28 protein-coding genes are annotated in these 25,892 nt (G+C 68.7%); 19 read left to right on the top strand and 9 right to left on the bottom strand.

Annotated elements, in window-relative coordinates; genetic code table 11:
• Window positions 1-13: 13 nt before the first annotated feature.
• A complete protein-coding gene (locus ASD42_RS05155; RefSeq protein WP_056810846.1) occupies window positions 14-586 on the top strand; it encodes a TetR/AcrR family transcriptional regulator in 573 nt (190 codons plus the stop codon).
• A gap of 4 nt (window positions 587-590) precedes the next feature.
• On the opposite strand, the gene ASD42_RS05150 is transcribed toward ASD42_RS05155, so the two are convergent.
• Together ASD42_RS05150 and ASD42_RS05145 are read right to left on the bottom strand one after the other, a co-directional pair.
• The gene (locus ASD42_RS05150) at window positions 591-1,247 is read right to left on the bottom strand and encodes a response regulator (RefSeq protein WP_056810840.1); all 657 of its coding nucleotides are present in this window, start codon (window positions 1,245-1,247) and stop codon (window positions 591-593) included.
• Complete coding sequence (locus ASD42_RS05145; RefSeq protein ID WP_063893604.1) at window positions 1,244-2,407, bottom strand: sensor histidine kinase; 1,164 nt, start codon at window positions 2,405-2,407, stop codon at window positions 1,244-1,246. Before ASD42_RS05145 ends, ASD42_RS05150 begins: the two co-directional genes overlap by 4 nt.
• 139 nt (window positions 2,408-2,546) lie before the next feature.
• Between ASD42_RS05145 and ASD42_RS05140 the strand changes: the two genes are divergently transcribed.
• Entirely contained in the window at window positions 2,547-3,161 is a 615-nt protein-coding gene (locus tag ASD42_RS05140) for a hypothetical protein (RefSeq protein ID WP_056810835.1), read from the top strand.
• A gap of 18 nt (window positions 3,162-3,179) precedes the next feature.
• Here the strand turns inward: ASD42_RS05140 and ASD42_RS05135 are convergent, their stop codons facing one another.
• Window positions 3,180-3,974 carry a hypothetical protein gene (locus ASD42_RS05135; protein ID WP_056810833.1) on the bottom strand — a complete coding sequence of 265 codons (795 nt, stop codon included), beginning with the start codon at window positions 3,972-3,974 and terminating at the stop codon, window positions 3,180-3,182.
• Between the two features lie 175 nt (window positions 3,975-4,149).
• On the opposite strand from ASD42_RS05135, the gene ASD42_RS05130 reads away from it, so the two are divergent.
• The 3 genes from ASD42_RS05130 to ASD42_RS05120 all read left to right on the top strand — a co-directional run bounded on the left by ASD42_RS05130 (window position 4,150) and on the right by ASD42_RS05120 (window position 6,443).
• Window positions 4,150-4,884 (top strand): sulfite exporter TauE/SafE family protein, encoded by a 735-nt coding sequence (locus tag ASD42_RS05130; protein ID WP_056810830.1) that lies wholly within the window; start codon window positions 4,150-4,152, stop codon window positions 4,882-4,884.
• Window positions 4,885-4,980: 96 nt separating this feature from the next.
• A complete protein-coding gene (locus tag ASD42_RS05125) occupies window positions 4,981-5,769 on the top strand; it encodes an inositol monophosphatase family protein (RefSeq protein WP_156677384.1) in 789 nt (262 codons plus the stop codon).
• A gap of 176 nt (window positions 5,770-5,945) precedes the next feature.
• A complete protein-coding gene (locus tag ASD42_RS05120) occupies window positions 5,946-6,443 on the top strand; it encodes a hypothetical protein (RefSeq protein WP_056810826.1) in 498 nt (165 codons plus the stop codon).
• Window positions 6,444-6,524: 81 nt separating this feature from the next.
• Here ASD42_RS05120 and ASD42_RS05115 read toward each other — a convergent pair whose 3' ends face one another.
• The gene (locus tag ASD42_RS05115) at window positions 6,525-7,133 is read right to left on the bottom strand and encodes a hypothetical protein (protein ID WP_056810823.1); all 609 of its coding nucleotides are present in this window, start codon (window positions 7,131-7,133) and stop codon (window positions 6,525-6,527) included.
• A 79-nt stretch (window positions 7,134-7,212) separates the two neighbouring features.
• Between ASD42_RS05115 and ASD42_RS05110 the strand changes: the two genes are divergently transcribed.
• Window positions 7,213-8,034, top strand: coding sequence for an acyl-CoA thioesterase (locus ASD42_RS05110; RefSeq protein ID WP_056810821.1), 822 nt, complete (start codon window positions 7,213-7,215; stop codon window positions 8,032-8,034).
• Window positions 8,035-8,079: 45 nt separating this feature from the next.
• Here the strand turns inward: ASD42_RS05110 and ASD42_RS05105 are convergent, their stop codons facing one another.
• The gene (locus tag ASD42_RS05105) at window positions 8,080-9,876 is read right to left on the bottom strand and encodes an APC family permease (RefSeq protein WP_056810815.1); all 1,797 of its coding nucleotides are present in this window, start codon (window positions 9,874-9,876) and stop codon (window positions 8,080-8,082) included.
• Window positions 9,877-9,983: 107 nt separating this feature from the next.
• Between ASD42_RS05105 and pdxT the strand changes: the two genes are divergently transcribed.
• Entirely contained in the window at window positions 9,984-10,604 is a 621-nt protein-coding gene (gene pdxT / locus ASD42_RS05100) for a pyridoxal 5'-phosphate synthase glutaminase subunit PdxT (protein WP_056810812.1), read from the top strand.
• Window positions 10,605-10,696: 92 nt separating this feature from the next.
• The gene (locus ASD42_RS05095) at window positions 10,697-11,452 is read left to right on the top strand and encodes a YebC/PmpR family DNA-binding transcriptional regulator (protein WP_056810810.1); all 756 of its coding nucleotides are present in this window, start codon (window positions 10,697-10,699) and stop codon (window positions 11,450-11,452) included.
• A 60-nt stretch (window positions 11,453-11,512) separates the two neighbouring features.
• Here ASD42_RS05095 and ASD42_RS05090 read toward each other — a convergent pair whose 3' ends face one another.
• Window positions 11,513-12,013, bottom strand: a complete 501-nt coding sequence (locus ASD42_RS05090; protein ID WP_056810807.1) for an SRPBCC domain-containing protein — start codon at window positions 12,011-12,013, stop codon at window positions 11,513-11,515.
• Between the two features lie 92 nt (window positions 12,014-12,105).
• Here ASD42_RS05090 and ASD42_RS05085 point away from each other — a divergent pair, with 92 nt between their 5' ends.
• Complete coding sequence (locus ASD42_RS05085) at window positions 12,106-12,615, top strand: O-acetyl-ADP-ribose deacetylase (protein WP_056815463.1); 510 nt, start codon at window positions 12,106-12,108, stop codon at window positions 12,613-12,615.
• A 21-nt stretch (window positions 12,616-12,636) separates the two neighbouring features.
• Here the strand turns inward: ASD42_RS05085 and ASD42_RS05080 are convergent, their stop codons facing one another.
• On the bottom strand, window positions 12,637-13,329 hold the full coding sequence (locus ASD42_RS05080) for a FadR/GntR family transcriptional regulator (RefSeq protein WP_056810804.1): 693 nt from the start codon (window positions 13,327-13,329) through the stop codon (window positions 12,637-12,639).
• 199 nt (window positions 13,330-13,528) lie between these two features.
• Here ASD42_RS05080 and ASD42_RS05075 point away from each other — a divergent pair, with 199 nt between their 5' ends.
• From ASD42_RS05075 to ASD42_RS05055, 5 genes are read left to right on the top strand one after another with little or no spacing between them, the layout of a single operon-like run.
• The gene (locus ASD42_RS05075; RefSeq protein WP_200950378.1) at window positions 13,529-14,671 is read left to right on the top strand and encodes an acetamidase/formamidase family protein; all 1,143 of its coding nucleotides are present in this window, start codon (window positions 13,529-13,531) and stop codon (window positions 14,669-14,671) included.
• The gene (locus tag ASD42_RS05070) at window positions 14,668-16,014 is read left to right on the top strand and encodes an amidase family protein (RefSeq protein ID WP_056810801.1); all 1,347 of its coding nucleotides are present in this window, start codon (window positions 14,668-14,670) and stop codon (window positions 16,012-16,014) included. The genes ASD42_RS05075 and ASD42_RS05070 overlap by 4 nt, the downstream gene beginning before the upstream one ends.
• Window positions 16,015-16,028: 14 nt before the next feature.
• A complete protein-coding gene (locus ASD42_RS05065; RefSeq protein ID WP_200950377.1) occupies window positions 16,029-17,042 on the top strand; it encodes an ABC transporter substrate-binding protein in 1,014 nt (337 codons plus the stop codon).
• On the top strand, window positions 17,039-17,908 hold the full coding sequence (locus ASD42_RS05060; protein ID WP_082843834.1) for an ABC transporter permease: 870 nt from the start codon (window positions 17,039-17,041) through the stop codon (window positions 17,906-17,908). Before ASD42_RS05065 ends, ASD42_RS05060 begins: the two co-directional genes overlap by 4 nt.
• Before the next feature lie 19 nt (window positions 17,909-17,927).
• Window positions 17,928-18,734 (top strand): ABC transporter ATP-binding protein, encoded by an 807-nt coding sequence (locus ASD42_RS05055; RefSeq protein WP_056810798.1) that lies wholly within the window; start codon window positions 17,928-17,930, stop codon window positions 18,732-18,734.
• Between the two features lie 64 nt (window positions 18,735-18,798).
• On the opposite strand, the gene ASD42_RS05050 is transcribed toward ASD42_RS05055, so the two are convergent.
• Together ASD42_RS05050 and ASD42_RS05045 are read right to left on the bottom strand one after the other, a co-directional pair.
• On the bottom strand, window positions 18,799-20,064 hold the full coding sequence (locus tag ASD42_RS05050) for an amidohydrolase family protein (RefSeq protein WP_056810795.1): 1,266 nt from the start codon (window positions 20,062-20,064) through the stop codon (window positions 18,799-18,801).
• A gap of 89 nt (window positions 20,065-20,153) precedes the next feature.
• Window positions 20,154-20,813: a GntR family transcriptional regulator gene (locus ASD42_RS05045; protein ID WP_056810792.1), complete on the bottom strand. Its 660-nt coding sequence runs from the start codon at window positions 20,811-20,813 to the stop codon at window positions 20,154-20,156.
• A gap of 164 nt (window positions 20,814-20,977) precedes the next feature.
• On the opposite strand from ASD42_RS05045, the gene ASD42_RS05040 reads away from it, so the two are divergent.
• The 5 genes from ASD42_RS05040 to ASD42_RS05020 all read left to right on the top strand — a co-directional run bounded on the left by ASD42_RS05040 (window position 20,978) and on the right by ASD42_RS05020 (window position 25,889).
• Complete coding sequence (locus ASD42_RS05040; RefSeq protein WP_056810790.1) at window positions 20,978-21,724, top strand: sulfite exporter TauE/SafE family protein; 747 nt, start codon at window positions 20,978-20,980, stop codon at window positions 21,722-21,724.
• A gap of 46 nt (window positions 21,725-21,770) precedes the next feature.
• The gene (locus ASD42_RS05035; protein WP_056810787.1) at window positions 21,771-22,967 is read left to right on the top strand and encodes an amidohydrolase; all 1,197 of its coding nucleotides are present in this window, start codon (window positions 21,771-21,773) and stop codon (window positions 22,965-22,967) included.
• Window positions 22,968-23,040: 73 nt separating this feature from the next.
• Complete coding sequence (locus ASD42_RS05030; protein WP_084787007.1) at window positions 23,041-23,853, top strand: ABC transporter ATP-binding protein; 813 nt, start codon at window positions 23,041-23,043, stop codon at window positions 23,851-23,853.
• Window positions 23,850-24,704, top strand: a complete 855-nt coding sequence (locus tag ASD42_RS05025; RefSeq protein WP_082843832.1) for an ABC transporter permease — start codon at window positions 23,850-23,852, stop codon at window positions 24,702-24,704. The genes ASD42_RS05030 and ASD42_RS05025 overlap by 4 nt, the downstream gene beginning before the upstream one ends.
• Before the next feature lie 51 nt (window positions 24,705-24,755).
• Complete coding sequence (locus ASD42_RS05020; RefSeq protein WP_056810784.1) at window positions 24,756-25,889, top strand: hypothetical protein; 1,134 nt, start codon at window positions 24,756-24,758, stop codon at window positions 25,887-25,889.
• Window positions 25,890-25,892 lie beyond the last annotated feature (3 nt).

Genomic DNA, 25,892 nt, shown 5'->3' with positions numbered 1-25,892 from the left:
TTAGCATGACTTCATGGAACCGAAGCTCGAACCACGTCGCCGCGATCGCGCGGCCACCCGCGCCGCGCTGCTCGACGCCGCGCGCATCCGTTTCGCCGCACAGGGTTTCGACGGCACCGGCCTACGCGAGATCGCCGCCGAGGTCGGCGTCGACCCCGCCTTGGTATCGCGCTACTTCGGTTCCAAGAAGCGGCTCTACGCCGAGGCCATGCACATGGAGATCCCGACCGGAGCGGCCGCGGATCCGCACCGGCCGGTCGTCAGCATCGCCGACGCCCTGCTCCATGACGTCGTGTACCAGGACTGGTCGCAGTACGGCGGCGAACACCCGCTGCTGGGCATGCTCCGATCGGCAGGCCACGACGACGTGCGCGATCAGCTCCGTGCCCAACTCTGCGACGGCTACCTGCGCGAATTCGCCGACCGACTCGACGGTCCCGACCCGCAACTGCGCGCGGAGCTGATCGGAGCCCTGCTGATCGGCCTCGGGGTTTTGCGCTCGGTGATCGGCACGCCCGCCGTGAGCGCGGCTCCGTTCGACCGAACCCGGGTGCTCGCGGCCCGCATGGTGAACGCCCTGACCTGATGGCTCAGAGGATTCCCTGTTCGTGGGCGTAGATCGCGGCCTGGGTGCGGTCGCGGACGCCGAGGCGTTGGAGGATGCTCGAGACGTGGTTCTTCACGGTGCCCTCGCTGAGGTAGAGGGACCGGGCGATCTCGCGATTGGCGGCGCCGGCGGCGAGCAGGCGGAGGACCTCGGTTTCGCGGCCGGTGAGGTCGATGGTGGGGCGTGGGATACGGGAGCGCACCATGGCGGCCAGGCGCGCGGTGACGGCGGCCGAGTACTGGTCGACGCCCGCGTGCGCGAGGCGGATCGCCTGGGCGAGTTCGGCGGCGGGGAGATCTTTGAGCAGGTAGCCGGACGCGCCCGCGTGCAGGGCCGCGACGATGTAGCCGTCGTCGTCGAAGGTGGTGAGCATCAATACTGTGACCCGCCCGCGCAGCCTGGTGGCCGCCTCCACGCCGTCCATTTCCGGCATGCGGACATCCATCAGCACCACATCCGGCTCCAGTGCGGTCGCGAGTTCGACGGCCTCGGAACCGCTTTCGGCCGCACCGAGCACTTCGATGCCGGGCTGCAGGGCGAGCAACGCGGCGATCCCTTCACGAACCAGGCGCTCGTCGTCGGCGATCAGCACGCGGACCTTCGGGACAGTGCCCGATACCTCGGGATCGCGTCCGCTCATCGCCCCACCACGGGGATCGTGGCCAGCAGACGAGTTCCGTCGGGACCGGAGGTGATGCGCACCTCGCCACCGACCAGGTCCAGGCGTTCACGCATTCCGGACAGCCCCTGACCTTCCGTCGCGCCGGGCGCGAAACCTGTTCCGTTGTCGGCGATATCGAGGACGCCGGTGCTCGCGGTGAGGTCGACGCGGACCGCGACGGCGGTGGCGCCGGAGTGGCGGCGTGCGTTGGTGAGTGCTTCCTGTGCGGCGAGGTACAGGGCGAGACGGACGGGTTCGCCGACGGTGTCCTCGGTGCCGGTGAGGTCGAGGGTCACGGCGAAGCCGGTGTCGTCGAGCCGGGTCGCGAGCGCTCGCAACGCGGTGGCGAGGGTGAACTGCGTGTCGTCGGCGCGCAGGGTGCCGACCGCGCGCCGCACCTCGTCGAGAGCCAGGCGCGTGGAATGACGCCCTTCGGCGAGTGCCCGGTCGGCGATATCGGTGTCCAACGGCCGGTAGGCGGCCGATTTCTCCAGTTGGATCGCGGTCACCACGAGATGGTGGCCGACGCTGTCATGGATATCGCGGGCCACCCGGGTTCGTTCGGCGACGGTGGCGAGGGAGACCGCCTGGTCGGCGTACTCCCGGAGCCGGGCGTGCGCGTCGGACAGTTCGGTGAGCAGTGATTCGGCGCGGCGCCGCCCGGTTTCCTCGCGTTCGGCGATCACCGCGATCGCGAGGGCGAAAACGACGCCGATCGTGAACATCAGCAGATCCGAGAGCGCTTCGGGATTCGCCCGCAGCGCCGGTCGCCCGAGGACGATGATCGCGGCGAGGAGTAGACCGCCACCGGCGAGTGCGTAGGCGACACGATGCCCGACGGTGAAATAGGCAGTGAGCGGAAGCAAGACGAACAGGACCTTCGCATTGCCGCTGCTGTCGAGCAGGGTGATCACCGTGTACAGGCCGGCGCGGACGACCAGCCCGGCGATCGCGAGGGTCCTCGACCGGGTGAACCGCCCCGCAGCGATCTCCAGCCCTCCCGCGAGCACGAGGACCCCGGCGAAAGCACTGGACCGGGCAGGGTCGACAGGTCCGGTCGAGGCGACGGCGAGCCCGGCGACCAGCACGGAGACATAGAGGAAGCACGCGACCCAGGTCAGTGCGCGCGGTCGATGCATTCGCTGAGCGTATGGGCAGATCCGACGCACGGCCACGGTCGCGCGGCGATTGTGGCCGAAGGTCATGGGTCGCCCGGCACTTACCGCCGTGACCACCGGATTCCTACCGTCGAGCTCGACATCGAGAAGGGATTTCGACATGGACACACGAGCACTACTGAGACTGGGCGGCATCTCCGGCTTCCTCTGCGGCGGAGCCATCGCTGCGGCGGGCGTGATCGAACTGATCGCCGCGGGCAAGATACCGATCACCCAGGTTCTCAACGGGGCGGCCGTCCCCTTCGGGATCGGTCTGCTGGTGGCGTTGTACGCGCTGCTGCACCAGCGTCTCGGCCGCTTCGGAGCACTCGCCTTCGTCGTGCAGTTCCTCGGCTTCGGCTATTTCGCGGGTATCGCCTTCGCCATGAATTTCGTGCTGGTCTATTTGGACAAGCCGGTGGTCGACGAATTGCTCACCAGCCCGGCCAAGTTCGCCTTCCTCGCCACCGCGGTTCTCGCGCTGAGCGGAACGCTGCTGTTCGGCACAGCGCTGCTGCGTAGCGCGGCGGTCCCGCGCGGCGCGGCGATCCTCTACACCGTGGGCCTGTCGGTACTCTGCCTGACCTTCCTGCTCCCGGCGCCGCTGGTCCGCGTCGGGCATATCGCGGCCGGATTCGGCATGGTGTGGCTGGCCTGGGCCGTGTGGTCGAGCGTGACAGTGAACGCGGCGGCTACCGCTCGCGCGTGGCAGCCGACACCCGATCCGGCGCGCTAGCGCTACCAGGGCCGCGGCCTACGGCTGACCCGCCGCGCCTTCGGTATCGGTGGTGAGGGCGTCGGCGAAGTTCTCGGCGTAGCCGAGGATGAGCTGGCGCTGGGTGGGTAGCAGAACGGCCAGCTCGTGCCAGGCGATGGCGGTGGGGGAGCCGTAGAGGTGGGTCAGGTCGGTGACCAGGGCCGCGGCCTGTTCGGGGGTGGGGGCGGTGGGGCGGGCGAAGGCGAGCAGGGACGCGCCGATGGCGATGTGGCGGTAGCCGTGGAGGGCCATGCGGCGGATGACGGTGTGGTTGTCGTAGGTGCTCCAGTCGTCGGCGAAGTACCCGTTCGGGATGCCGGCGATGGCGAGGTCGTCGCGGTCCACCGGGACGCGCTGGATCAGCACGACGTCGTCGACCACGCGGTCGGGGGAGCGGTTGGCGGCGACGAGCGCGGCGAGTTCGTCCTCGGACGCGTTGCGGGTGTCGCGCAAGGATTCCCACGGGACGCGTGCGGACGGATTGTCCAGCAGTGCGGCGATCCGGGAGACCGTGGCGTTCTCGGCGTGGTGGGTGGCGGCGGGATCGTCCGGGTCGTCGTGGCCCGCGCCGTCGCCTTCCACGAGTCCGAGGGTGGCGTGCATGCTCGTGTACGCGCACTGGCCGAGATCGTCGAGCGTGCACAGGATCCGCGCGTCGGGATGGTCCATGCGGACGAGCTCTAACGCGTCGAGCAGCTGGGCGAAGGTGGTGACGTCGTCGAGACGGGCAACGGTGTTGGAGTCCAGCCGGTTACGTCGAACGGGTGGTTCGCCCGGCTCGAAAGTCGTCATCTGCACCCCGCCATCCTGGCACGGCCTTCGGCGCGTCGGAGTGATCCCGGCGCCGGTGGGCGATGTGGGCCGCGTCTGCGCCGTGCGCTGTGCCCTCGCAGGCGCGTCGTTCCGCGATGTCGGCGTCGGTTGGCCCAGGATTTGCTGCCAACTGGGCGTACCGTACAGTCGGTCCGTGACCGCGCTCGACGTCTGCTTGCTGGTCGTCGCGGGATTCTTTACCGGCTTGATCGGTTTCGTCACCGGGATGGCCTCGATCGTCTCCTATCCGGCGCTGCTGGCCGCCGGTCTGCCGCCCGTCGCGGCCAATGTCACCAATACTGTCGCCATGGTCGCCGTCGGCGTCGGGGCGACCGCCAATTCCGGACGCGAACTCGTCGGACGCGGGTCCACGCTGGTGCGCTGGGCGGTGTTGTCGGCGTTGGGCGGGCTTCTCGGTGCGCTCGCACTGCTGGTCGCCCCGGACGGCGCGTTCGAGGTGGTCGTGCCGTTCCTGGTGGCCATGGCGTCGATCGCGCTGCTGGTGCAACCACTGGTGCGCCGCCACATCGGTGAGCTCAGCGCGCCCTGGATCGTGCCGGTCGGCATCCTGCTCACGTCCGTGTACGGCGGGTATTTCGGCGCGGGCGCGGGGGTGATCTACCTGTCGATGATGCTGCTGTGCACCTCCGAATCCCTTTGGAGCGCCTCGATTCTCAAGAGCTTCCTGCTCGGCATCGCGAATCTGGTCGCCGCGATCGGGTTCGCGGCCTTCGGGCCGGTGCACTGGGGTGCGGCACTGGCTCTCGGTGCGGGTGCGCTGGCCGGTGGCTGGTGCGGTCCGCCGGTGGTGAAAGTGATCCCACCGAGCGTCTTGCGGGTGACGGTCGGGATCTGCGGCCTCGGTCTCGCCGTGTACCTGGCTCGATAGGCGGCCGCGCGGCAGCCGAGGACCGTTGCGCGACTGTGCCCCGCGGGGCCGTTGTTTCGCCTGCCGGGGTGTGGTGCGGTCCGTAGCCTGGAAGCGGTGCACCACTCAGATAGTGAAATCGCCATCCACGCAACAGAGGTCGCTTCGGCAGTGATTCGGTCGGCGTTCCACGCTCCGCTCACGCGCTACGCCAAACAGGGCGACGACTTCGCCACGCAGGCCGATATCGCGGCCGAGAAAGCCATCCTCGATGTTCTCGCGACCGCGTGCCCGGACGACCGGTTCGTCGCCGAGGAATCGGGAGTCACCGGTCCGGCCCGCAGCGACCGCACGTGGTTTGTCGATCCGCTCTGTGGCACCAGGAATTTCGCTGTCGACACCGCGTTCGTGGCGGTCAATGTCGCCCTGCGCGACGGCGACACCGTGACGGCGGCGGCGACCGCCGACCCGTTCGCCGAGGAAGTGTTCTGGACAGCGGGGGAGGGTGCGTTCCTGCGCGCCGAGGGTCGCGACGAGCCGTTATGGCCGCACTCGGGAAGTCACCTCGTCGATGTCGACCTCGACCACCCGTTCCCGTGGTCGACCCCGGCGCGACTATTCGACGCCGAAGGCTTCGCGGGCGAATTCCATCCGCGGGTGTTGTCGACCTCCCTGGCCCTCGTCTGGGTCGCGGCGGGACGGCGCGCCGCCTACATCACCGGCGGCGATCTCCGTGACAGTGTGCATTTCACCAGCGCGATCGCGGTGTGCCAGGCGGCGGGCTGCGTGGTCACCGGCCTCGCCGGGCAACCGCTGCACACCCCACCACACGGACTGATCGCGGCCGCGGACACGCCGACCCACGCCCGACTGGTCGACGCGGTGGCAGGTCTGCGCGCCGGGTAGCACTGGGGTGCATCACAATCGAATCCTTCTCACAGACCCACGTTGTGTGTATCTCAGAGTTTCCTCAACATCGCTGGGTAGCGTCCGGGCCGTGGCATCGAGGCCTGCGCTGTGTGGCGCCGGTGCGACGCCGTCGCCCAGAGGGCGAGATTCCGACCCGACGTAAGGACGAGTGGATGAAGTTTCGTAGGACCGGACGAGTCGCGATCGCAGGACTGGCTGTGGTCGCCGCCCTCGGACTGAGTGCGTGCAGTGACGACAAGGGTGACAAGCCCGCCGCCAAAACCACCACCAGCGCCAAGGCTCAGGGTTCGGCAGCCGCGAACCTGCCCGCCGTGCCGACGGTCGAGCAGCTCAACGCACAGCTCGGCACCTCGCTGGATCCGGCGGTCCCCAACGACCAGAAGCTGGACTTCGTCCAGGGCATCGAGGCCGATCCCGAGCTGCCGAACCGCCTGGCACAGGCCGTGCAGGACAGCAACGTCCAGGTGCAGGTCACCGAGGTGACCTCCTTCGGTGACAGCGTCAACGCCAAGGCCAACTTCACTGTCAACGGCCAGACCAATGTCGTCGACGTGCCGTTCGTGGCCGAAGAGGGCAAGTGGAAGGTCCAGAAGTCGTGGGCCTGCACCATGCTGACCAACCTGGGTCAGACCTCGGTCGCCTGCGCCTGATCGTTCTCGCCGAAGCCCCGTTCGCTCGTCGCGGACGGGGCTTTCGCATCGGTGCCTGCCGTGACGCCTCGGTTTCGCGGCTCAGCTGCGCAGCGCCGCCCGATCGGGGTGATCCCAGCGAACGGTCCACGTCGCTTCCTCGGGATTGTCGGCTGCGTGATCGCGCACAGCGGGCAACGTCCAGTGCTGCTCGGCGGGCGTGCGTCGCAGCGCCGCTCGCTCACTGAGCTCCAAGCGGACGGCGAGATCGAAATCCAGACCTCGACCCAGCAGCATCGGCCCGGCGAGCACCAGCACCAGATCGGCCTGCGCCGTGCGAATCGCCGCCCGAGCGGACCTGTCTCGCTGCTCGTCCCACAGCGCGGGCAGCCAACGCCCCTCGCTTCGCATCGCGTCCACGATCTCGCGCCGGATCGCCTCGTAGTCGAACCATGCTGTGCGATAAGACCATTCGTCATCGCGCCCGTATTCCATGCGCAGCGACGCGGGGCGCACGTAGTCGTGCACCGACACCACCGCCGCCGATCGGCCCCGATCCGCGAGCGTCTGCGCGATCCGGCGGCCGAGTTCGACCGGCATCGCGGCGTCGTCGCCGTCCACCGCGAGCAGCCGTCGCCCCGGCAGCTCGACGAGCCGGTCGGCGACGAGCCTGGCGAGGGCGGCGGGCGTGGTGGGAGTGAACGTCGGCACCGGACCATCTCAGCAAATTCCGGGCCGCTGCGCAGAGCCGGACATACCGCCCGGTCGGCAAGGCGATAATCTCGAGCGCATGGCGACAATCGACGAGGCGCTCGCGATCGAGCGACTGGAGCGCGACATCTTCCGCGGTGCTTCCACGGAGTCTCAGCTACCGCGCACCTTCGGCGGTCAGGTGGCCGGGCAGGCGCTGGTCTCGGCGGTCCGCACCGTCGACCGCAGCTTCCAGGTGCATTCCCTGCACGGCTACTTCCTGCGACCGGGCAATCCGGAGGAACCCACCGTCTACCTGGTGGAACGCATCCGTGACGGCCGGTCGTTCTGCACGAGGCGGGTCACCGGCGTGCAGGACGGGCAGGCGATATTCACGATGTCGGCGTCGTTCCATCACGGTGACGAAGGGCCAGAACACCAGGACGTGATGCCCACGGTCGACGGTCCCGACGACCTGCCCGACGCCAGCGTCACCATGACCCCCGAGCGGCTGTGGGCCATGCGTGAATGGGAGCACTGGGACATCCGCACGGTCCCGCAGGAGCAGGTCGTCGCGCGCGACGGCGCCGTCTCCCCCCAGCAGGTGTGGTTCCGGTACCGGCACCCGCTGCCCGACGACCCGATGTTCCACGTCTGCACGCTGGCCTACATGAGCGATATGACGCTGCTCGGCTCGTCGAAGGTGATCCACCCCGACGAACCGACCCAGAACGCGTCGCTCGACCACGCGATGTGGTTCCTGCGCCCGTTCCGTGCCGACGAATGGCTGCTCTACGACCAGTCCTCACCCTCGGCCGGTTTCGGTCGCGCGCTGACCGGCGGCAAGATCTGGGACCGCGAGGGCAACCTGGTCGCCGCTGTCGTCCAGGAAGGTCTGATCCGCACGCCGCGCGACAAATAGGACGCAGGACCGGCGCGGTCTGGTGCCGCACCGGTCACCAGCGGTCTACCGGACCTGCACCCGCAGGTGGCACACCACGGTGTCGCTCATGCGACGCAGCACGCGCTCGAGTTCGTCGCTGCGGTGGCTGGGCAGGACCCGGTCCCATCCGGTGGGCGGGTCGATCTCTGCGATCACGACCACCTTGCGCCGGTCGCCGAAATGGTCACGGACGTAGGCGGCGACCGGCCCACCGACGGTGGCATCACTGTCCTCGAGCAGCACCAGCCGAACTTCGGGATGCCAGGCCGCCCAGGCTTTGGTGAAGGCCGTCGTAGACTCACCCGGCAGGCAGACGTGCACCGCGGTGACGTCGTCGCCGATCGACATGGCCGCGGACAGCGCTTCACGACTCAGCTCGCAGACCTCCGCGATCGGCACGATGATCGCGGTCCCGGTCGGGCGTGGTTGCGCGGGCACCACACCGCTCCCGCGGGAGCCACCAATTCTGGTGTAGGCGTGGCGAATCCGTTCCATCGCGATCATCAGCACCGGCAACACGAGCACGATCAGCCAGGCACCCTCGGTGAACTTCATCGCGGTGGTGACGATCGCCGCGACAAAGGTCAGCAGCGCGCCGAACCCGTTCAGCACGATTCGCCAGTGCCAGCCCTGTGTGCGAGTGCGCCACCAGTGCGCCACCATGCCGGTCTGTGCGATGGTGAAACCGACGAACACCCCGATCGCGAACAGCGGCACCAGCGCGTTCATGTTGCCCGCGGCGGCCACCACCAGCACCGCGGCGCTCGCGCCCAGGGTCAGTACCCCGTAGCGGTACACCTGACGGGGGGTGGCGACGGCGAAGCGGTGCGGTAGGCAGTTGTCCTCGGCGAGCAGCCGGGTCAGGGTCGGCAGCCCGCCGTAGGAGGTGTTCGCCGCGAGTGCGAGCAGGACGACGGTGGCGAACTGCACCACGTAATAACCGACGCCCTGGCCGAGCGCGGCTTCGGTCAGCTGCGAGAGCACCGTGGTGCCTTCGATCGGCTGCAGCGAGAACTTCTCGATCAGCACGGCCAACCCGATCAGCATGGTGCCGAGCAGCAGCCCCAGCACGACCTCGGCGCGCTGTGCCCGTCGCCCGCGCGGTTCCTGGAAACTGGGCACCGCGTTCGCGATCGCCTCCACGCCGGTCAGCGCGGCGCAGCCGCTCGAGAACGCCTTGAGCAGCAGCAGGACCCCGACGGTGTGGATATCGCTGACCGCCGCGGTGCCCGCCGTCACGGCCGCCGGTTCCGTACGAAGCAGGCCGCCGATGATCACCACGAAAATGCCGCCCACGAACACCACGGTGGGCAGCATGAACACCTTGGCGCTCTGGGTGATGCCGAGCAGATTGAGGGCGGTGATCCCGACCAGCACGGCCAGACAGATCCACACCGTGTACCCGTGCAGCGCCGGAAACGCCGATGTCAACGCCGCGACACCGGCCGCGATCGAGACGGCGACGTTGAGCACGTAGTCGATGATGAGCGAGGCGGCCGCGAGCAGGCTGGTGCGGTCACCGAGGTGCTTCTTGGCGACCGCGTAGGCGCCGCCGCCGTTGGGGAAGGCCGCGATCACCTGCCGGTAGGAGGCGATGAGTACGGCGAGCAAGGCCGCGATGGCCAGGGTGACCGGCAGGGTCATGCCGAGTCCGAGACCGCCCGCCGTGGCCAGGACCAAGACGATGGCCTCCGGTCCGTAGGACACCGAGGCCATCGCGTCGAGGGACAGGCCGGCCAGGCCGGTGGGAACGGTCAGTCCGCGGCGCTTCGCGACGATCTGTGCGGGTCCGGGGGACTTGCGTGGCAGCAATGCAATCACACATCGCAGTGTCGACCTGTTTCGCGCGAATGCACCCGCCGTTGACGGAACCTTGATGACGCAGCGTGAGCGGGCACACATCGCGCAGGCTCGTAAGCTCAACGGCTGTGAACGCAACCTCGACCCCCACCCGGCCGACCATCGGCGTCCTCGCGCTGCAGGGCGACGTGCGTGAACACGTTGCCGCGCTGGAGCACTGCGGGGCCGATCCGGTGCTGGTGCGGCGCGAGTCGGAGCTGGCCGCCGTCGACGGGCTCGTGCTGCCCGGAGGCGAGTCGACCGCGATCTCCAAGCTGTTGCAGGCGTTCGACCTGCTCGAACCGTTGCGGGCACGGCTGCGCGACGGGCTGCCCGCGTTCGGGTCCTGCGCGGGCATGATCCTGCTCGCCTCGGAGGTCCTCGACACCAGGGCCGACGCCCAGCACCTGTCCGGCATCGATATGACGGTGCGGCGCAACGCGTTCGGTCGGCAGGTCGATTCCTTCGAGACCGATCTCGACTTCGCCGGCCTCGACACGCCCGTGCGCGCGGTGTTCATTCGCGCGCCGTGGGTGGAGCGGGTGGGTGACGGTGTCGAGGTGCTGGCGCGGGTGCCGCACGGACCCGCCGAGGGCCGCATCGTGGCTGCCAGGCAGGGCAACGTGGTGGCGACCTCGTTCCACCCCGAGGTGACCGGTGATCTTCGGGTGCACGAACTGTTCGTCGACCTGGTTCGCGCGGCGCGCTAAAGCCCGCGTCGGCGGGCGTGGCGGACGGTGAGTAGGCTGGATCGAGCTTGTCCGCCCGGGCAGACGCGCAACCGACTTGAAGGAAGTAGGGCATGAGCGGCCACTCCAAATGGGCCACCACCAAGCACAAGAAGGCGGGGATCGACGCCAAGCGCGGCAAACTCTTCGCCAAGCTGATCAAGAACATCGAGGTGGCGGCCCGCACTGGTGGTAGTGACCCTGCGGGCAATCCGACGCTGTTCGACGCCATCCAGAAGGCGAAGAAGACATCGGTCCCCAACGACAACATCGAGCGCGCCCGCAAGCGCGGCGGTGGTGAAGAGGCCGGCGGCGCCGACTGGCAGACGATCATGTACGAGGGCTACGGGCCCAACGGTGTCGCCGTGCTGATCGAGTGCCTCACCGACAACCGCAACCGCGCCGCGGGCGAGGTCCGACTGGCGATGACCCGCAACGGCGGCAACATGGCCGATCCGGGTTCGGTGTCGTACCTGTTCGCCCGCAAGGGTGTGGTGACCCTCGAGAAGAACGGCCTGTCCGAGGACGACGTCCTCGAGACGGTCCTCGACGCGGGCGCCGAAGACGTCAACGACCACGGCGATCTCTTCGAGATCATCACCGAGCCCGGCGATCTGATCGCGGTGCGTTCGGCCCTGCAGGCCGCCGACATCGACTACGACTCCGCCGAGTCCGGTTTCCAGGCGTCGGTCTCGGTCGCGGTGGACGCCGAGGGCGCTCGCAAGGTGTTCAAGCTGGTCGACGCGCTCGAAGACAGCGACGATGTGCAGAACGTGTACACCAATGTCGACATCTCCGACGAGGTCGCCGCGGAACTCGACGACGAGTAGGGTTCCCGGTCCGTCGAACCGCCCCGGCCGTGAATTCGGCCGGGGCGGTTCACGTTCGGGCTACGACGCGCGCTGCTGGTAGTAGCTCGACATCGACGGGTAGTAGTCGGCGAAATCGGGGCGTTCGGTGTGCGTGCTCGCGGCGACGAACATGTCCGCGTAGTACTCCCAGCCCGGACCGATCTGCGGGATCTCCGCCAGCTGGTATTCCGAGGTCAGGTGGTGGACCAGGCGCAGTTCGGTGGCCGCGCCGGTGTCGAGCAGGGTCACCTCGAGTCGCCACACGCCGATCTGGTCGGTCGAGGAGAGGCCGAGGTGGATCGGCGCGGTGCAGTCGTCGATGCGCATCGACGACCACGGCTCACCCTCCTCGAACCGCATCTGCACCCGGATGGTGTTGCCGGTGCCCGCGTCGCCCTCCCAGGTGCCGTACCAGCTCGCGGTCAGATGCGGGTCGGTCAATCGCGCCCACACCTCCTCGATCGGCAACCCCAACGACCGGGTGATCACCAGATCCCGCCCGTCGGGCGTCGGCTCGATGTCACCGGTGGGTATGGCCATGTGGGGTTCTCCTCGTCTCGGACGGACCGACCATGCCTGACTTCCTCGACGGTACCCGTGGTCGACGGCCGACCCCCGGCAGAATGGGGATCATGACGCGAATCGATGCGGTCCGGGGCGACCTCACCGAACAGCAGGTGGACGCGGTGGTCAATGCCGCGAACTCCTCGCTGCTCGGCGGCGGCGGCGTCGACGGGGCGATCCATCGTAAAGGCGGCCCGCAGATCCTGTCCGAATGCCGTGATCTGCGCGCCTCGCACTACGGCAAGGGTCTGCGAACCGGGCAGGCGGTGGCAACGACCGCGGGGCTGCTCCCCGCCCGCTGGGTGATCCACACCGTGGGCCCCGTGTGGTCGGCCACCGAGAACCGCTCCGAACTGCTCGCCTCGTGTTACCGCGAATCCCTGCGCGTGGCCGACGAATTGGGGGCGTCGACGGTCGCTTTCCCGGCGATCTCCACCGGTATCTTCGGCTGGCCGATGGACGACGGCGCGCGGATCGCGGTCGAGACCGTACGCGCGGCCGAGACGGCGGTGACACAGGTGCGGTTCGTGCTGTTCGACGATCGTGCGCTCGAGGTCTTCGCCGCCGCTGTGGGGTAGGGGCCCTGTCCTGTGGTGTCGCTAGCGGGTGCTGATCTCGCGAACTTCACGCAGGTGTTGTTCCATGGCGGCAGCGGCGGCGGGGCCGTCTCGGTCGTCGACCGCGAGCAGGATCTGGGTGTGGCCGTGGACGGAGACGCGGCGGCCGAGCGGAGTGCGGTGCGAGAGTGCTCGGGTGTGGCGGGTCCACTCCGTGGTCATCGTGCAGAGCGTGACCAGCAGTGGGTTCTGGGCAGAATGTGCCAGGAGCGTGTGGAATTCGATGTCGAGTGCCATCGAGTCCGCCGGGCTGAGGGCTTCGTCGGAGCGGTCGATGATCTCGTGCAGTGACAGCAAATTCGATTCGACCGCGCGGAGGGCGGCGAGCTGGGCGATGCGCGGTTCGACCAGCTCGCGGAGTTCGGTCGCGTAGGCGAGTTCGGTGTCGAGGTCGGCGAGGTTGCCGTGCAGTTCGGCGGCGCCGCGGGGGAGCTCGGTCACGGTGCTGCCGCGGCCCTGTCTGCGGTCGACCAGTTTCTTGGATTCCAGCTCGAACATGGCTTCGCGCAGCGAGGACCGTGACACGTTCAACTGCGCGGCGAGTTCGCGTTCGGGCGGCAGGCGATCGCCCGCGCGCAGGGCGCCGTCGATGATCAGCCGCTCCAGATGCGCGGCGACTTCGGCGCTGACGCTGCCGGTGCGGCGGCGTAGCGGGGGGATCGGCGCGACGGTCACCTGGCTCCTCTCGACATCTGCTGATTGGTCCGGCCAAGTGTAATCGAGGCAGGGGACGCAGGCCGATATTGCCGGGGTGTAAAGCCTCGGTTACGCACGTTTCGCCCGGTAGCAACGCTGTTCATAGTGGAATACCGTTACCGCATCAGATGGTCGGACCAATGTTCGGCCGAGTGTCGCGAAGACCGGAGGAACCACTGTGACCTCGTTGGCTGAGGACCAGATCGCCACAGCATTCCCGGTGTTGCAGCAGGGGATCGGCATCACACCGGGGATCACCTATGTGCCCGCCGATCCCGATCAGGTGCTGTGGGGCAGGCTGCCGCGTCGCGGCGATACGCCGGTCACCACCGTCGCGCCGGGCACGAGCGTGGTGATCGACACGATCAGTCACGAGGGCATCCTCGACGATCAGGGGTCGGACCCGGTCGCCTACTTTCGCGGGCACGGCGTGGCCCGCGATCAGATCCTCGACGACACCGTCGAGGTGGTAGCCCGGCGCGTTCGCGAGGCAGGAGCCGGGCCGCACATCGTGACCGGTCCGATCGCCGTCGACGGGGCCGAGCCCGGCGATCTGCTCGCCGTCCGGATCGAGCACCTCGCCCTGCGCGCGCCCTACGGTGTCATCTCGACCCGGCACGGTCGCGGCATGCTGGCCGGAACACCACACGACGGTTCCTACGGTCAGTTCTGCACGGTGACCGGGCAGGACGACGAATGGTTCGGCAGTATGCCGATCGGGCCGGGCAGCCCGCACCGGGCGCGCTTCCCGCTCGCCCCGTTCCTCGGCATCATGGGCGTGGCCACCGACACCGAGAATCGTGCGCACTCCGTGCCACCGGGCGCGCACGGCGGCAATATCGACGTCAAACTGCTCACCCCCGGCGCCACCCTGTTCCTGCCGGTGCAGGTGCCCGACGCGCTGTTCTACGTAGGCGATCCACATTTCGCGCAGGGCGACGGAGAGGTGGCGCTCACGGCGCTGGAGGCACCGCTGCGGGCGACCGTGACCCTTGACCTCGTGCCGGCGGAACAGCTCACCGACATCGGTTCGGGCACAGGGCCGTTCGCCGCCGGGCACGGCCTCGTCATCCCGACCGGGCTCGATCCCGATCTGGACACGGCGCTGTCGCTGTGTGTGGGCAACGCTGTCGATCTGCTCGGCGCGCTGTTCGACACCGATCCGCGCAGTGCCTACCTCTACCTCAGTGCCGCCGCCGATTTCACCATCTCACAGGCCGTCGATCTGACCCGCGGGGTGCACGGCAAGATCCGCGTCGCCGACTTCGCGCATACCACCGGCACCGATCTGGCCCGCTACATCCTGGAGCGGGCGCGGTGACCGCGACGGCGCGTGCGGCGCGGTTCGGCACCGGGAAGTCCCGTGGGGTGGACGCCACGGTGTGGCGCGTGGTCGGTTCGCCACTGGTGGGGGCGACCTCGGCAGGCCCACTCGCCGGGCACACGGTGGCCGTGAAAGACCTGTTCGCCGTCGCCGGACATCCCATCGGCGCGGGTGTCGAGGACTTTGTCGCCGAGCGCGCCCCCGAACCCCGCCACGCCACGGTCGTCGCCGCCCTGCTCGCGGCGGGCGCTGCCATCACCGGCATCGCCCGGACCGACGAGTTCGCCTACAGCATCACCGGCGGCAACGGACGCACCGGCATGCCGGTCAATCCGGCTGCACCGGAACGAGTTCCGGGTGGTTCATCGAGCGGGCCGGCCGTAGCGGTCGCCCGCGGCGAGGCGAGTATCGGCCTCGGCACCGACACGGCGGGTTCCATCCGCGTACCCGCTTCCTATCAGGGGCTGTGGGGCATCAGGACAACCCATCAGAGCCTCGACACCACTGGCCTACTGCCGCTGGCGCCCTCGTTCGACACCATCGGCTGGCTCGCCCGTGACGCCGTTACCCTGCTCGCGGTGGCTGATGCGCTGTGCGCGAATTCCGTTGTGCTCCAACAGGATCTGGCCACCGACTCGGCGCAGCCTGATGTCCGCGAGTCCGCCCAGCGCCCATCAGCGGCGAAGTCCTGCTGGACGTCGCCATCCGGGTCGGCATCGAGATCCGGTGCGCGGAGCGCCGCCGAATCTTCGATGGAGGGGACGGAACTCGTCGTCGACCCGGTCCTTTCGGCCGCAGCGGATCCCGAGATCGCCGAACAGTGTCTGCGGGCCGCCGCGGAACTCGGTGCTCGACCGATCGCCCTACGTGGCGAACTCGACCGCTGGTTCGCGGCGTTTCGGACAGTGCAGGCGTACGAGGCTTGGGCTGGGCACGGTGCCTGGCTCAGAGCGCATCCCGGCGCGCTCGAACCCGAGGTCGGCGACCGTTTCGCCTGGGCCGCAACGGTGACCGCCGACGGTGCCGCCGCCGCGCGGAAGGTCGTGGCCGAGGCCGCCGCGCGGATTCGCGGGATCGTCGGCCACCGTGTGCTGGTACTGCCGACGACGGCGGGACCGCCGCCGTTGCGCGAAGCCGATCAGCGCACGCGCGATGCCGTGCGGAGCGCGACCTTGCGACTGACCTGCCTGGCGTCGATCGCCGGCCTGCCCGCAGTCACTCTGCCGCTGCCGAACCGTCACGGTCTCCCCGCCGGGCTGTGCCTGGTCGGCGCCGCGAACACCGACCGTGCCCTCATCCACCTCGCGTCACGCTGCGCCGCCCGACTGGCGAACCTATGAGAAATGGACACGCAATGCCTGCCTCCGACACGCCGTGGACCGCCACCACTCCCGCGATGAATCGCACACTCGGCCGAGTTCTCTCGGCCCTGTTCGCGGCATTGCTCATCGCGACCGGCCTGACCGCCTGCGTGTCGACACCGGGCGGCGACAGCGACCCGGCGTCGGTGCGGATCGGCACGCTGCGTGGGCAGCCGCATCTCTACGCGCCCTACTTCATGCAGCGTTTCGCGCCCGCGGGCACCACGTACGAGATCGTGCTGTTCGAGAATTCACCCGATATCAAGAACGCGATCGCCTCGGGCGCCATCGATTTCGGGGTGCTCGGCGCACCGTCGATGCTGGCGGGCAGCGCCGCGGGGCAGGATGTGAAGATCGTCGCCTCCGCCGCCGACGGTGGGTCGGCGCTCGTCGGCAAGCCGGAGATCACCACGGTGAACGGCTTGCGCGGCAAGAAGATCGGATTCCCGCAGGGCTCGTCGCAGGAGATCCTGCTGCGGCTCACCTTGACCGCGCACGGCCTCGACCCGGCCACAGACGTGCAGTTGGTCAACCTCTCCTACTCGGATATGGCCAACGCCTACAAGTCCGGCCGGATCGACGCGTTCCTGAGCGCCGAGACCGCGCCGTCGATCGTCATGCAGGTCGGAGCGCACCCGATCGCTTCGCCGTACGACACCGCGATCGGCGCAGTGAACATCGTCTTCGGTACCAGGGGCGCGCTGATCGACCGGGATCGCGACCGGGTGCAGCAGGCGGTGCGCAGCTTCGTCCAGGCGATCGAGTACATGAAGGGCGATCACACCGCCTGGGTCGACGGGCTCGTCACCACCTTCGGCCTCGACCGCGCGATCGTCGACACCGCGACGAAGAACGTCTGGTTGCGGTGGGAACTCGACGACGAGTATCGCGGCCGGGTGGTCGCCCTGGCCGAGCAGATGCGGGCCTTCGACCAGCTGTCCAAGGCGCCCGACATGGCGAAGGTGTTCGACACCGGGTTCCTGACCTCCGCGGGTATCGGGCGATGACGGCGCTCGACGCACCACCGGCCGTGCGCACCACCGAGGCGCTGCCCGACAGCCGGTGGCGGATTCCTGATCGGGCGCTGACGGTGCTGTGGGCGCTCCCGGTCCCGCTGCTGCTCGGGCTGCTGTGGGATCGCGGTGTCGAAGGCGCGTGGACGCTGCCGTTCGGCATCCAGATGCAGTTCCTGCCCACACCGTACGACGTGGCGCGGCGCTCGGCCGACCTCGCGTTCGGTGGCGTCATCGGGGACACCTACAGCGGCACCCTGTGGTTGCACCTCTACGCCAGCACGCTGCGGGTGCTGCAGGGGTTCTTGTTCGCGGCCGCCGTCGCGATCCCGCTCGGGATCGTGATGGGTCGCTCCCGGCTGGTCTACCGGATGCTCGAACCGACCATCAACCTGGTGCGGCCGATCCCGGTGACCGCGTGGGCCCCGCTGTCACTGCTGATCATCGGCTTCGGCGACCGCTCGACGATCTTCCTGGTGTTCCTCGCCGCGGTGTTCTCGATCCTGCTGAACACGATCGCCGGGGTGCGCGCGGTGCCGAAGCGGCTGCTCGAGGCCGCCGCGATGCTGGGCACCCCACCCGCGCACACCCTGTACAAGGTGGTGCTGCCCGCCGCCGTGCCGAGCATCGTCTCGGGGCTGCGGATCGCGCTCGGCCTGTCGTGGGTGATCCTGGTCGTCGGGGAGACGGTCGGCATCCGAATCGGGTTGGGAGCGTTGATCACCCAGGCCAGAGAACAGTCACGCACCGACCTGATCATCGCGGTGATGATCGTGATCGGGCTGGCCGGATTCGTCGCGGACCGGTTGCTGATGCTGCTGGTCAAGCTTGTCGCGGGCCGTAGGCCGCTCCTTCCGTGATCGCGCAGACAGGACCCTCATGAAGATCTACTCCACTCGCCGCCGCACACAGCGTCCCGCGCGCATCGTCGTCGACGGCGTCGGTAAGCGCTATTCCCGTGCACCGGGATTCGCCGTCGACCATGTCGAACTCGACATCGCCGCAGGCGAATTCATCTGTGTCGTCGGCGCCAGCGGTTGTGGCAAGTCCACGCTGCTGCGGATTCTCGCCGGGTTGGAGGCAGCCACCACCGGCACGGTCACCGTCGCCGACGAACCGGTCAGCGGGCCGGGCCCCGAGCGCGGCGTCGTATTCCAGGACTACGGGCTGTTCCCGTGGCTCACGGTCGCCGAGAACATCGCCTACGGGCCGAAGCAGGCCAGGATGACCCGGCCCGACATCCGCGAGATCACCGACCGCTGGCTCGAGACCGTCGGCCTGACCCGAGTACGGAAGTCGTTCCCGCACCAGCTCTCCGGCGGAATGCAGCAGCGCGTGGCGATCGCCAGGGTGCTGGCGAACAGTCCCGCCGTCCTGCTGATGGACGAACCGTTCGGCGCACTCGACGCCCTCACCCGAACGGACATGCAGGTCGAGCTGAAACGCATCCACCACGAGACCGCCGTGACCGTCGTATTCGTCACCCACAGCATCGACGAGGCGGTCTACCTGGCCGACCGCGTCGTGGTGATGGCCGGTGGCGCGGCCCACGGCAACGCGGGCCACGTGCGCGAGATCGTCGAGATCGACTTGCCCGGCGAACGCGACTCCACCACAACGGAATTCAACGCCTATAAGCGGCGCATCGACGCCCTCGTCCACCGCGGCAACCACAGCGCGGCCTGATCCGTCGTCGCGCGATCCGGTCGAAGTCGGTGAGCCGTGTGCGTCATCATGCGCAAGCGCCGCATCAGTGTGCGGGGACCGCGGGGGCGAGGATTTCGGTGACTCGGGTGGTGCGCGCGATGATTCGGCCCGCCTTGATGACATAGCAGCGGCCGGGGCGGTCGAGTAGGGCGTCGGCGAGGCGGTGTGTGCCGAGGACGACGAGGTCGGCTCGGGCACCGACGCGCAGGCCGTGGCGGTCGGCGATGCCGAGCACCCTGGCCGCGTCGGTGGTGGCCATCTCGAGGACCCGGCGCATGTCGGCATCGCCGGACAGATGACCGGTCTGGGCGAGGAACAGACCGATGTCGAGGAGGTCGGTGTTGCCGTATGGGGTGAAGGCGTTGCGAATGTTGTTGGAGGAGTACGCGGTTGTCACACCGGCTGCCCACAGCTCACGGACCGGCGCGACGCCTCGACGTACCGCGGCCTGATCGCCGCGCCCGCCGAGGTGCATGTCGGTGGCAGGCAGCGGAACCACGGCGACGCCGGCCTGGGCGAGGCGGGCCATGGTCGCCTGTCGCTCGCGCGGGGGACGGCCTGCCAGGGAGGTGACATGGCCGATCGCGACCCGGCCGCCGAGTCCGGCGCGCTGGGTGGCATCGGCGATGTAGTCGGCCATCGCGAACCGGGGGTCGGTGGCATCGTCGGCGAAATCGGCGTGGATGTCGACGGGGACGCCGAATTCGGCGGCCAGCTCGAAGACCAGGTCCACGTGGCGGCGGCAGTCGGTGACGTCGGTTTCGTTGTAGGAGCACCCGCCGATCACGTCGGCACCGAGGTGGAGCGCCGCGCGCAACAGGTCGAGGGTGCCGGGCGCTCGCAGGATTCCTTCCTGCGGAAAGGCCACGATCTGGAGGTCGATCAGGTCGCGGTACTCGTCGCGCAGACCCAGCAGCACCTCGACACCGAGCAGCCCGACGATCGGATCGACATCCGGGTGCGCGCGCAGTGCGGTGGTGCCGTGGGTGATCGCCTGATCGAGGACCCGGCGCGCCCGGTCGCGCACGCCGTCGGCGGTGAACCCCCGTTTGAGTTCGCCGGTCACCTCGATCGCGCCCGCGAGGGTGCCGTCGGGCGCGCTCCGCTGACGATCGAGCAGCGCCTTGTCCAAGTGCACATGAGATTCGATCAGTCCAGGAATGACAACCCTTGTCGCGCAATCGATCTCGGTTGTCCCGATGCCCGGTAGCGCGGGCCCGATCGCGGTGATGACGCCGTCGGTGACGGCGATATCGACAAGGTCGGCGTCATCGGCGATACACGCGCGACGCAGCAGCAGATCGACCATGACAACCTCCAGTCGCAGAACGGGACCCCGTTTGTATACGACTCTGAGGTTTCGGGCGATGGCGGCGATTGCTGCGCCCGTGTTACGTCCTAGGGCGTCGGTACGGACGCGGGGGCGGGCTCGGCTTCGGCCCGTGATCGCAGGCGATAGGCCGAGGTGGCGTGGGCGATGTGTTCGGCGACCACCGTGCTCGCTCGGTCGGGATCCCGCGCCTCCAGTGCCGCGCAGATCTCCTCGTGCTCGTGCCAGGAATCCTCGGCGCGGCGAGGGAGTTCGACCGAGTACACCCAGGCGATCTTCCAGCTCAGCTGGGTGATCAGCTGGCTGAGCAGCGCGCTGCCCGACGCCTCGGCCAGCACCTCGTGGAAGCGGCTGTTGAGCCGGGCGAGCTCACCGAGTCTGCCGTCGCGCACCGCTTCCTGGCCGAGGGAGGTGAGTTCCTTGAGTCGTCCCAGCTGTTCGGGGGTGCGGCGCACGGCGGCCCTACCGGCGCACATCGGTTCCAGCAATGCCCTGATCTCGAGCAGATCAGCCGCCTCCGCCTCGGTGAGCTCGGCGACGAAGGTTCCCGCATAGGGGCGTGACCAGGCGAACCCCTCGGCTTCGAGGGTGCGCAGCGCCTCACGGACCGGGACGCGGGAGACGCCGTACCGCTCGGCCAAGGTGTCCTCGGTGAGGCGCTGGCCGGACCGGAACTCGCCCCGAATGATGTCGTCGCGGATCGCGCGGCACACCTGCTGCGGTGTCATGCGCCCAACGGTGTTGCTCACGTCGCCCCCAACGGTCGAATGGCTTTCGGAGAAATTGCTCCAAATCTACGGCATCCGGGCGGGGGTTCTGCCCCGGCAGCGCTCGGCGCGAACGCGTGACAACTATCGTATACGATCGCACGACGCTCTGTCGGAAGGATTTCATGGACCCCGTGCATCTAGCGCTGCTGCTGGCCGCAGGACTCGGCGCAGGCTTCTGCAACGCCATCGCGGGCGGCGGCAGCCTGCTCTCGTTCCCCGCGCTACTCGCACTCGGCTTGCCCCCGGTGACCGCCACTGTCACCAATTCGGTCGCGGTCTGGCCGGGCTACCTGGGTGGTGCGGCGGCACTGCGCAAGCGCGCCGAGGACTACCGCGCACTGCTGCCGCGGCTCGTCGTGATCAGCGTCGCCGGCGCCGGGCTCGGGGTGCTCGCGCTGCTCGCCGCGCCGGCCGAGGTGTTCGCCACGCTGGTGCCGTTCCTCGTCCTCGGGGCGACCGCGGTGTTCGCCGCGCAACCATGGCTCTCGCGCACTCTCGGCGCCCGCCACCCGGATTCGCGCACCACCCTCTACCTCGGGGTCTTCGCGGGCAGCGTCTACGGCGCCTACTTCAACGGCGGCATGGGCATCGTGCTGCTGACCGCTCTCGCCCTCGGCCTCGATGCCTCCGCGCAACTGCTCAACGGGCTGAAAAGCCTGCTCACGCTGACCGTGTCGACCACCGCCATGGTGGCCGTCGCACTGTTCGGGCCGGTGGACTGGCTCGTCGTCGCGATCCTTGCACCGGCCTGTCTGCTCGGCGGTGTCCTCGGCGCGAAGTTCGCCGACCGGCTGCGACCCGCCGTCTTCCGGACCGTGGTGATCGTCTTCGGCGTCGGCGCCGGGTCCGCCATGTTGATCACCGGCTGACCACATCCGCACGACCGCCACACCCCGCGACCGAAAGGGACCTCTGATGACCGACCTACTCCTGCGCGGTGGCCGACCGTGGACACCAGGCGCCACACCGGAACTCGCTGACCTCCACCTCGCCGACGGCCGGATCGCCGCGATCGGCACGGACCTCACCGCGCCCGGCGCCGAGATCATCGACCTGGACGGCGCGTTGGTGCTGCCAGGCCTGGTGGAAACCCACTGTCACCTGGACAAGACCTTGTACAGCGCGCCATGGGTGGCCAACTCGGGTGGGCGAACGCTGGCCGGGCGCATCGCCAACGGGGAACGCCGCCGCGCCGAACTCGGCATTCCGAACGCCGAATACGCCGCGAACCTGTTGGGCGCCATGGTCGGATACGGCACGTCCCACGTGCGCAGCCACGTCGACATCGATCCCGACATCGGGTTGCGGGGCGTCGAGCAGGTGCGGGCCGCCGCCGAACGCCACGCGGGGCGGGTCGAGGTGGAACTGGTCGCCTTCCCGCAGGGCGGGCTGATCACGCGCCCCGGCACCGCCGAATTGATGGCGGCGGCGCTGGCCGACGGTGTCGAGGTCGTCGGCGGCCTGGACCCGGCGGGCTACGACAACGATCCGGTCGGCCAGCTCGATGTGATCTTCGATCTCGCCGACAAGTTCGGCGCCAAGGTCGATATCCACCTGCACGACGGCGGCGCCATGGGCGCCTGGGAGTTCGGTCTGATCATCGACCGCGCCAAGGCGACAGGGCTTTCGGGCCGGGTCACCATCAGCCACGCCTACGCGATGGGCCAGCAATCCGACGACGAACAGCGCCGCATCGCCGACGCGCTCGCCGAGGCCGGTGTCGCCATGGTGACCTGTGCGGTCGGTGAGGCGGCGGTCGTTCCCGTCCGTGTGATGCACGAGGCGGGCGCCACCCTCGCGCTGGGCAACGACGGCATCCGCGACCTGTGGACGCCCTACGGCGACGGCGACATGCTGCGCCGCGTCAACACCGTCGCCTACCGTGACCGTCTCGTCGCCGACGCGGAGATCGAACTCGCGCTCGTCGCGGGAACCTATGGCGGCGCGCGGGTTCTCGGCCTCGACGACTACGGCCTCACGGTCGGCGCGCCCGCCGATCTGTTCGTGGTGGAGGCCGAGACGCCCGCCGCCGCGGTGGTGCGACTGCCCGCCCGGCAGCTCGTGGTGAAGCGCGGCCGGGTCGTGTCGCGGTCGGGCGTTCCGCAGAGCTGAAGTGATCGTATACGAAACAGGGACGTAATCACGTAGACCGCTGGCGGCAATGGTATGCCACTAGAAATAGTGTATGAGCGCCACGGTTTCCACCGCCCCCGCACGATCGGGCCGGGACTCGTATACGACTGCTGAACGCGACGAGCCCGGTCCCGCCCTGTCCTTCGATCACGTGACGTTGACCTTCGGCAACGGCACCACCGCCGTCGCCGACATCGACATCGCCGTTCGCAGTGGCGAATTCGTCTCGCTGGTCGGGCCTTCCGGCTGCGGCAAATCGACCCTGCTCCGCCTGGCCGCCGGATTCGAGAAACCCACGGCGGGCACGGTCGGGATCGGTACCCGCCGTCTCGGCTACGTCTTCCAGGAATCCACCCTGCTGCCATGGCGATCGGTGCGGCAGAACGTGGAACTCCCCGGCGAGCTGGAAGGTGTCGACAAGACCACCCGTCGCGCCGCCGCCGCGGACGCCATCGAACGGGTCGGGCTGGCGGGGTTCGAGAAGCACAAACCCGCCCAGCTGTCCGGCGGCATGCGGATGCGCGCCTCCATCGCGCGCGCCCTCACGTCGCGGCCGGAACTGTTCCTGTTCGACGAGCCGTTCGGCGCGCTGGACGAGATCACCCGGCAGCGGCTGAACGAGGAGGTGAGCACCCTGTTCCGCCGTGACGGGTTCGCCGGAGTGTTCGTCACCCACTCGGTGGGGGAGGCGGTGTTCCTGTCCACGCGAGTGGTGGTGCTGACCGGTCAGCCGGGTCGGGTAACTGCCGACATTCCGGTTCCGTTCGACTTCCCGCGCACCCCGGAGTTGCGCTACACCCCCGAATTCGCCCGACTCTGCGCCGAGGTGTCGGCGGCGCTGCGTGGACAGGAGACCGCCGCATGACCACCGTCGCCATCCCCGGGGGAGTCGTCGCGGAATCGGCGGCGAAACCGAAGTACCGCTGGCCTTTTCGGATCGCCCCGGTCCGTGTCATCGCCCCGATCCTGGTGTTCGTCGCCGTCCTCGGACTCTGGTCGCTGGTCAGCCACCAACTGCTGGCCGAGGAGTCCCGGTTCCTGCTGCCCGCGCCGGAACAGGTGATCGGCAAGGGGCTGCTCGATCCGCTGGCGCGGTCGACGATCCTGACCGCGCTGTGGTCGACGGTGCAGGTCGCGCTCGTCGGGCTGGTGATCGCGATCGCGCTCGGCGTCGGCTTCGCGGTGGTCATGAGCCAGGCGCGCTGGGCCGAATACTCGCTGTATCCGTACGCGGTGGTGCTGCAGACGATTCCGATCCTCGCGGTGGTGCCGCTGTTCGGGTTCTGGTTCGGCTACGAGTTCTCCAGCCGGGTGATCGTCTGCGTGATGGTGGCGCTGTTCCCGGTGATCACCAATACGCTGTTCGGCCTCAAATCGGTGGCGCCCGCCGAGCACGACCTGTTCACTCTGCACGGCGCCTCGCGGTGGCAGCGATTGGTGAAACTGCAACTGCCCGCCGCTCTTCCGGCGATGATCTCCGGCTTCAAGATCTCCGGCGGCCTGGCCATCATCGGCTCCATCGTGGCGGACTTCTTCTTCCGTCAGGGCGAACCCGGCATCGGCCGGATGATCGATGTCTACCGTCAGCAACTCGCGACCGAGGAACTACTCACCGCGCTGCTGATGTCCTCACTGGTCGGCCTGATCCTGTTCTGGTTCTTCGACTTCCTGGCCGGGCGCGTGGACCGCGCGCACGGACTACGTCGCGGCAAGTAACTCATTTCCCCTGTCCCACTCGTACATTCGCTCGACCCCGAAGGATTTCCGGTGCGCAAATCTCTCCTCGCCACGGCCGTATTCGCCGGCGCCACAGTGCTGACCGCCTGCAACAGCGCGACCTCGGTGCCCGGCCCCACCGGTCAGGGTGTCCTCGCGGGTGTCTGCCCGTCGACCGTGGTCATCCAGACGGACTGGTTCGCCACGCCGGAGCGGGCCGCGGCCTATCAGCTGGTCGGACCGAACGGCACGGTCGACGTGAAGAAGGGCGCCTACTCCGGTCCCCTCGGTGACACCGGCGTGAATGTCGAAGTGCGCCTGGGTGGCCCGTTCCTCGGTGGCCAGCCGGTGCCCGCGCAGATGTATCAGGACCAGAGCATCACCCTCGGTTTCGTGCCGACCGACGACGCCGTGCGGGCACAGTCGAAGTTCCCGGTGACCGGGGTGTTCGCCTCGCTCGACGTCAATCCGCAGATCCTCCTGTTCGACCCGGCGACCTACCCGCGGATCACGTCGTGGAAGGACGTTCCCGCATCGGGCGCACCCGTTGTCTACAGCGAGGGCAAGCTGTTCATGGACTATCTGATCGCCCACGGCGACGTGAAACCCGACCAGGCCGATGCCTCCTTCGACGGCACCCCCAGCCGGTTCGTCGCCGAACGCGGCCGGGTGATGCAGCAGGGGTACGTCTCCAACGAGCCCTACCGGTGGGAACACGACGTGAAGGGGTGGCTCAAGCCGGTGAAATCGTTGCTGGTCCATGAGGCCGGTTATGAGATCTACCCGCACGCCTGGTCGGTGCGCACCGGTGACATGGAAAAACTCAGTCCCTGCCTGAGCAAGCTGGTGCCGATGCTGCAGCAGGCTCAGATCGACTACATCAGTGATCCGGAGCCGGTCAACGCGGCGCTGCTGCGCATCGCCCAGACGATTCCCGACGGTCCGCCGATGACCGCGGGCGGCAACACCGACTCGGTGAAAGTCCAGCTCGCCCAGAAGATCGTCGGCAACGGCCCCGACAACAGCCTCGGTGATTTCGATACCGCCCGGGTCGACAGGGTGATCAGCGCCGTCACTCCGATCCTGCGCAAGCGTGGCGTCGAGGTTCCCGACGGCCTCGCCGCCGATGCGATCGTCACCAACAAGTTCATCGACCCGGCGATCGGGCTGAAGAGCACGCCGTAGCGC

The organism is Nocardia sp. Root136, from assembly GCF_001427185.1.
GTDB lineage: Bacteria > Actinomycetota > Actinomycetes > Mycobacteriales > Mycobacteriaceae > Nocardia > Nocardia salmonicida.
This window is presented reverse-complemented; position numbering and strand designations above follow the sequence as displayed.

What these genes read in the sequence shown, in the direction of transcription:
- ASD42_RS05135 (WP_056810833.1), bottom strand. Translation starts at nt 3,974, where the DNA reads ATGACGACTTTCGAGCCGGGCGAACCACCCGTTCGACGTAACCGGCTG.
- ASD42_RS05090 (WP_056810807.1), bottom strand. Translation starts at nt 12,013, where the DNA reads ATGGCCATACCCACCGGTGACATCGAGCCGACGCCCGACGGGCGGGAT.
- ASD42_RS05045 (WP_056810792.1), bottom strand. Translation starts at nt 20,813, where the DNA reads ATGACACCGCAGCAGGTGTGCCGCGCGATCCGCGACGACATCATTCGG.
- ASD42_RS05050 (WP_056810795.1), bottom strand. Translation starts at nt 20,064, where the DNA reads ATGGTCGATCTGCTGCTGCGTCGCGCGTGTATCGCCGATGACGCCGAC.
- ASD42_RS05025 (WP_082843832.1), top strand. Translation starts at nt 23,850, where the DNA reads ATGACCACCGTCGCCATCCCCGGGGGAGTCGTCGCGGAATCGGCGGCG.
- ASD42_RS05110 (WP_056810821.1), top strand. Translation starts at nt 7,213, where the DNA reads ATGGCGACAATCGACGAGGCGCTCGCGATCGAGCGACTGGAGCGCGAC.
- ASD42_RS05150 (WP_056810840.1), bottom strand. Translation starts at nt 1,247, where the DNA reads ATGAGCGGACGCGATCCCGAGGTATCGGGCACTGTCCCGAAGGTCCGC.
- ASD42_RS05140 (WP_056810835.1), top strand. Translation starts at nt 2,547, where the DNA reads ATGGACACACGAGCACTACTGAGACTGGGCGGCATCTCCGGCTTCCTC.
- ASD42_RS05060 (WP_082843834.1), top strand. Translation starts at nt 17,039, where the DNA reads ATGACGGCGCTCGACGCACCACCGGCCGTGCGCACCACCGAGGCGCTG.
- ASD42_RS05145 (WP_063893604.1), bottom strand. Translation starts at nt 2,407, where the DNA reads ATGCATCGACCGCGCGCACTGACCTGGGTCGCGTGCTTCCTCTATGTC.
- ASD42_RS05085 (WP_056815463.1), top strand. Translation starts at nt 12,106, where the DNA reads ATGACGCGAATCGATGCGGTCCGGGGCGACCTCACCGAACAGCAGGTG.
- ASD42_RS05030 (WP_084787007.1), top strand. Translation starts at nt 23,041, where the DNA reads ATGAGCGCCACGGTTTCCACCGCCCCCGCACGATCGGGCCGGGACTCG.
- ASD42_RS05120 (WP_056810826.1), top strand. Translation starts at nt 5,946, where the DNA reads ATGAAGTTTCGTAGGACCGGACGAGTCGCGATCGCAGGACTGGCTGTG.
- ASD42_RS05065 (WP_200950377.1), top strand. Translation starts at nt 16,029, where the DNA reads ATGCCTGCCTCCGACACGCCGTGGACCGCCACCACTCCCGCGATGAAT.
- ASD42_RS05035 (WP_056810787.1), top strand. Translation starts at nt 21,771, where the DNA reads ATGACCGACCTACTCCTGCGCGGTGGCCGACCGTGGACACCAGGCGCC.
- ASD42_RS05055 (WP_056810798.1), top strand. Translation starts at nt 17,928, where the DNA reads ATGAAGATCTACTCCACTCGCCGCCGCACACAGCGTCCCGCGCGCATC.
- ASD42_RS05095 (WP_056810810.1), top strand. Translation starts at nt 10,697, where the DNA reads ATGAGCGGCCACTCCAAATGGGCCACCACCAAGCACAAGAAGGCGGGG.
- ASD42_RS05040 (WP_056810790.1), top strand. Translation starts at nt 20,978, where the DNA reads ATGGACCCCGTGCATCTAGCGCTGCTGCTGGCCGCAGGACTCGGCGCA.
- ASD42_RS05155 (WP_056810846.1), top strand. Translation starts at nt 14, where the DNA reads ATGGAACCGAAGCTCGAACCACGTCGCCGCGATCGCGCGGCCACCCGC.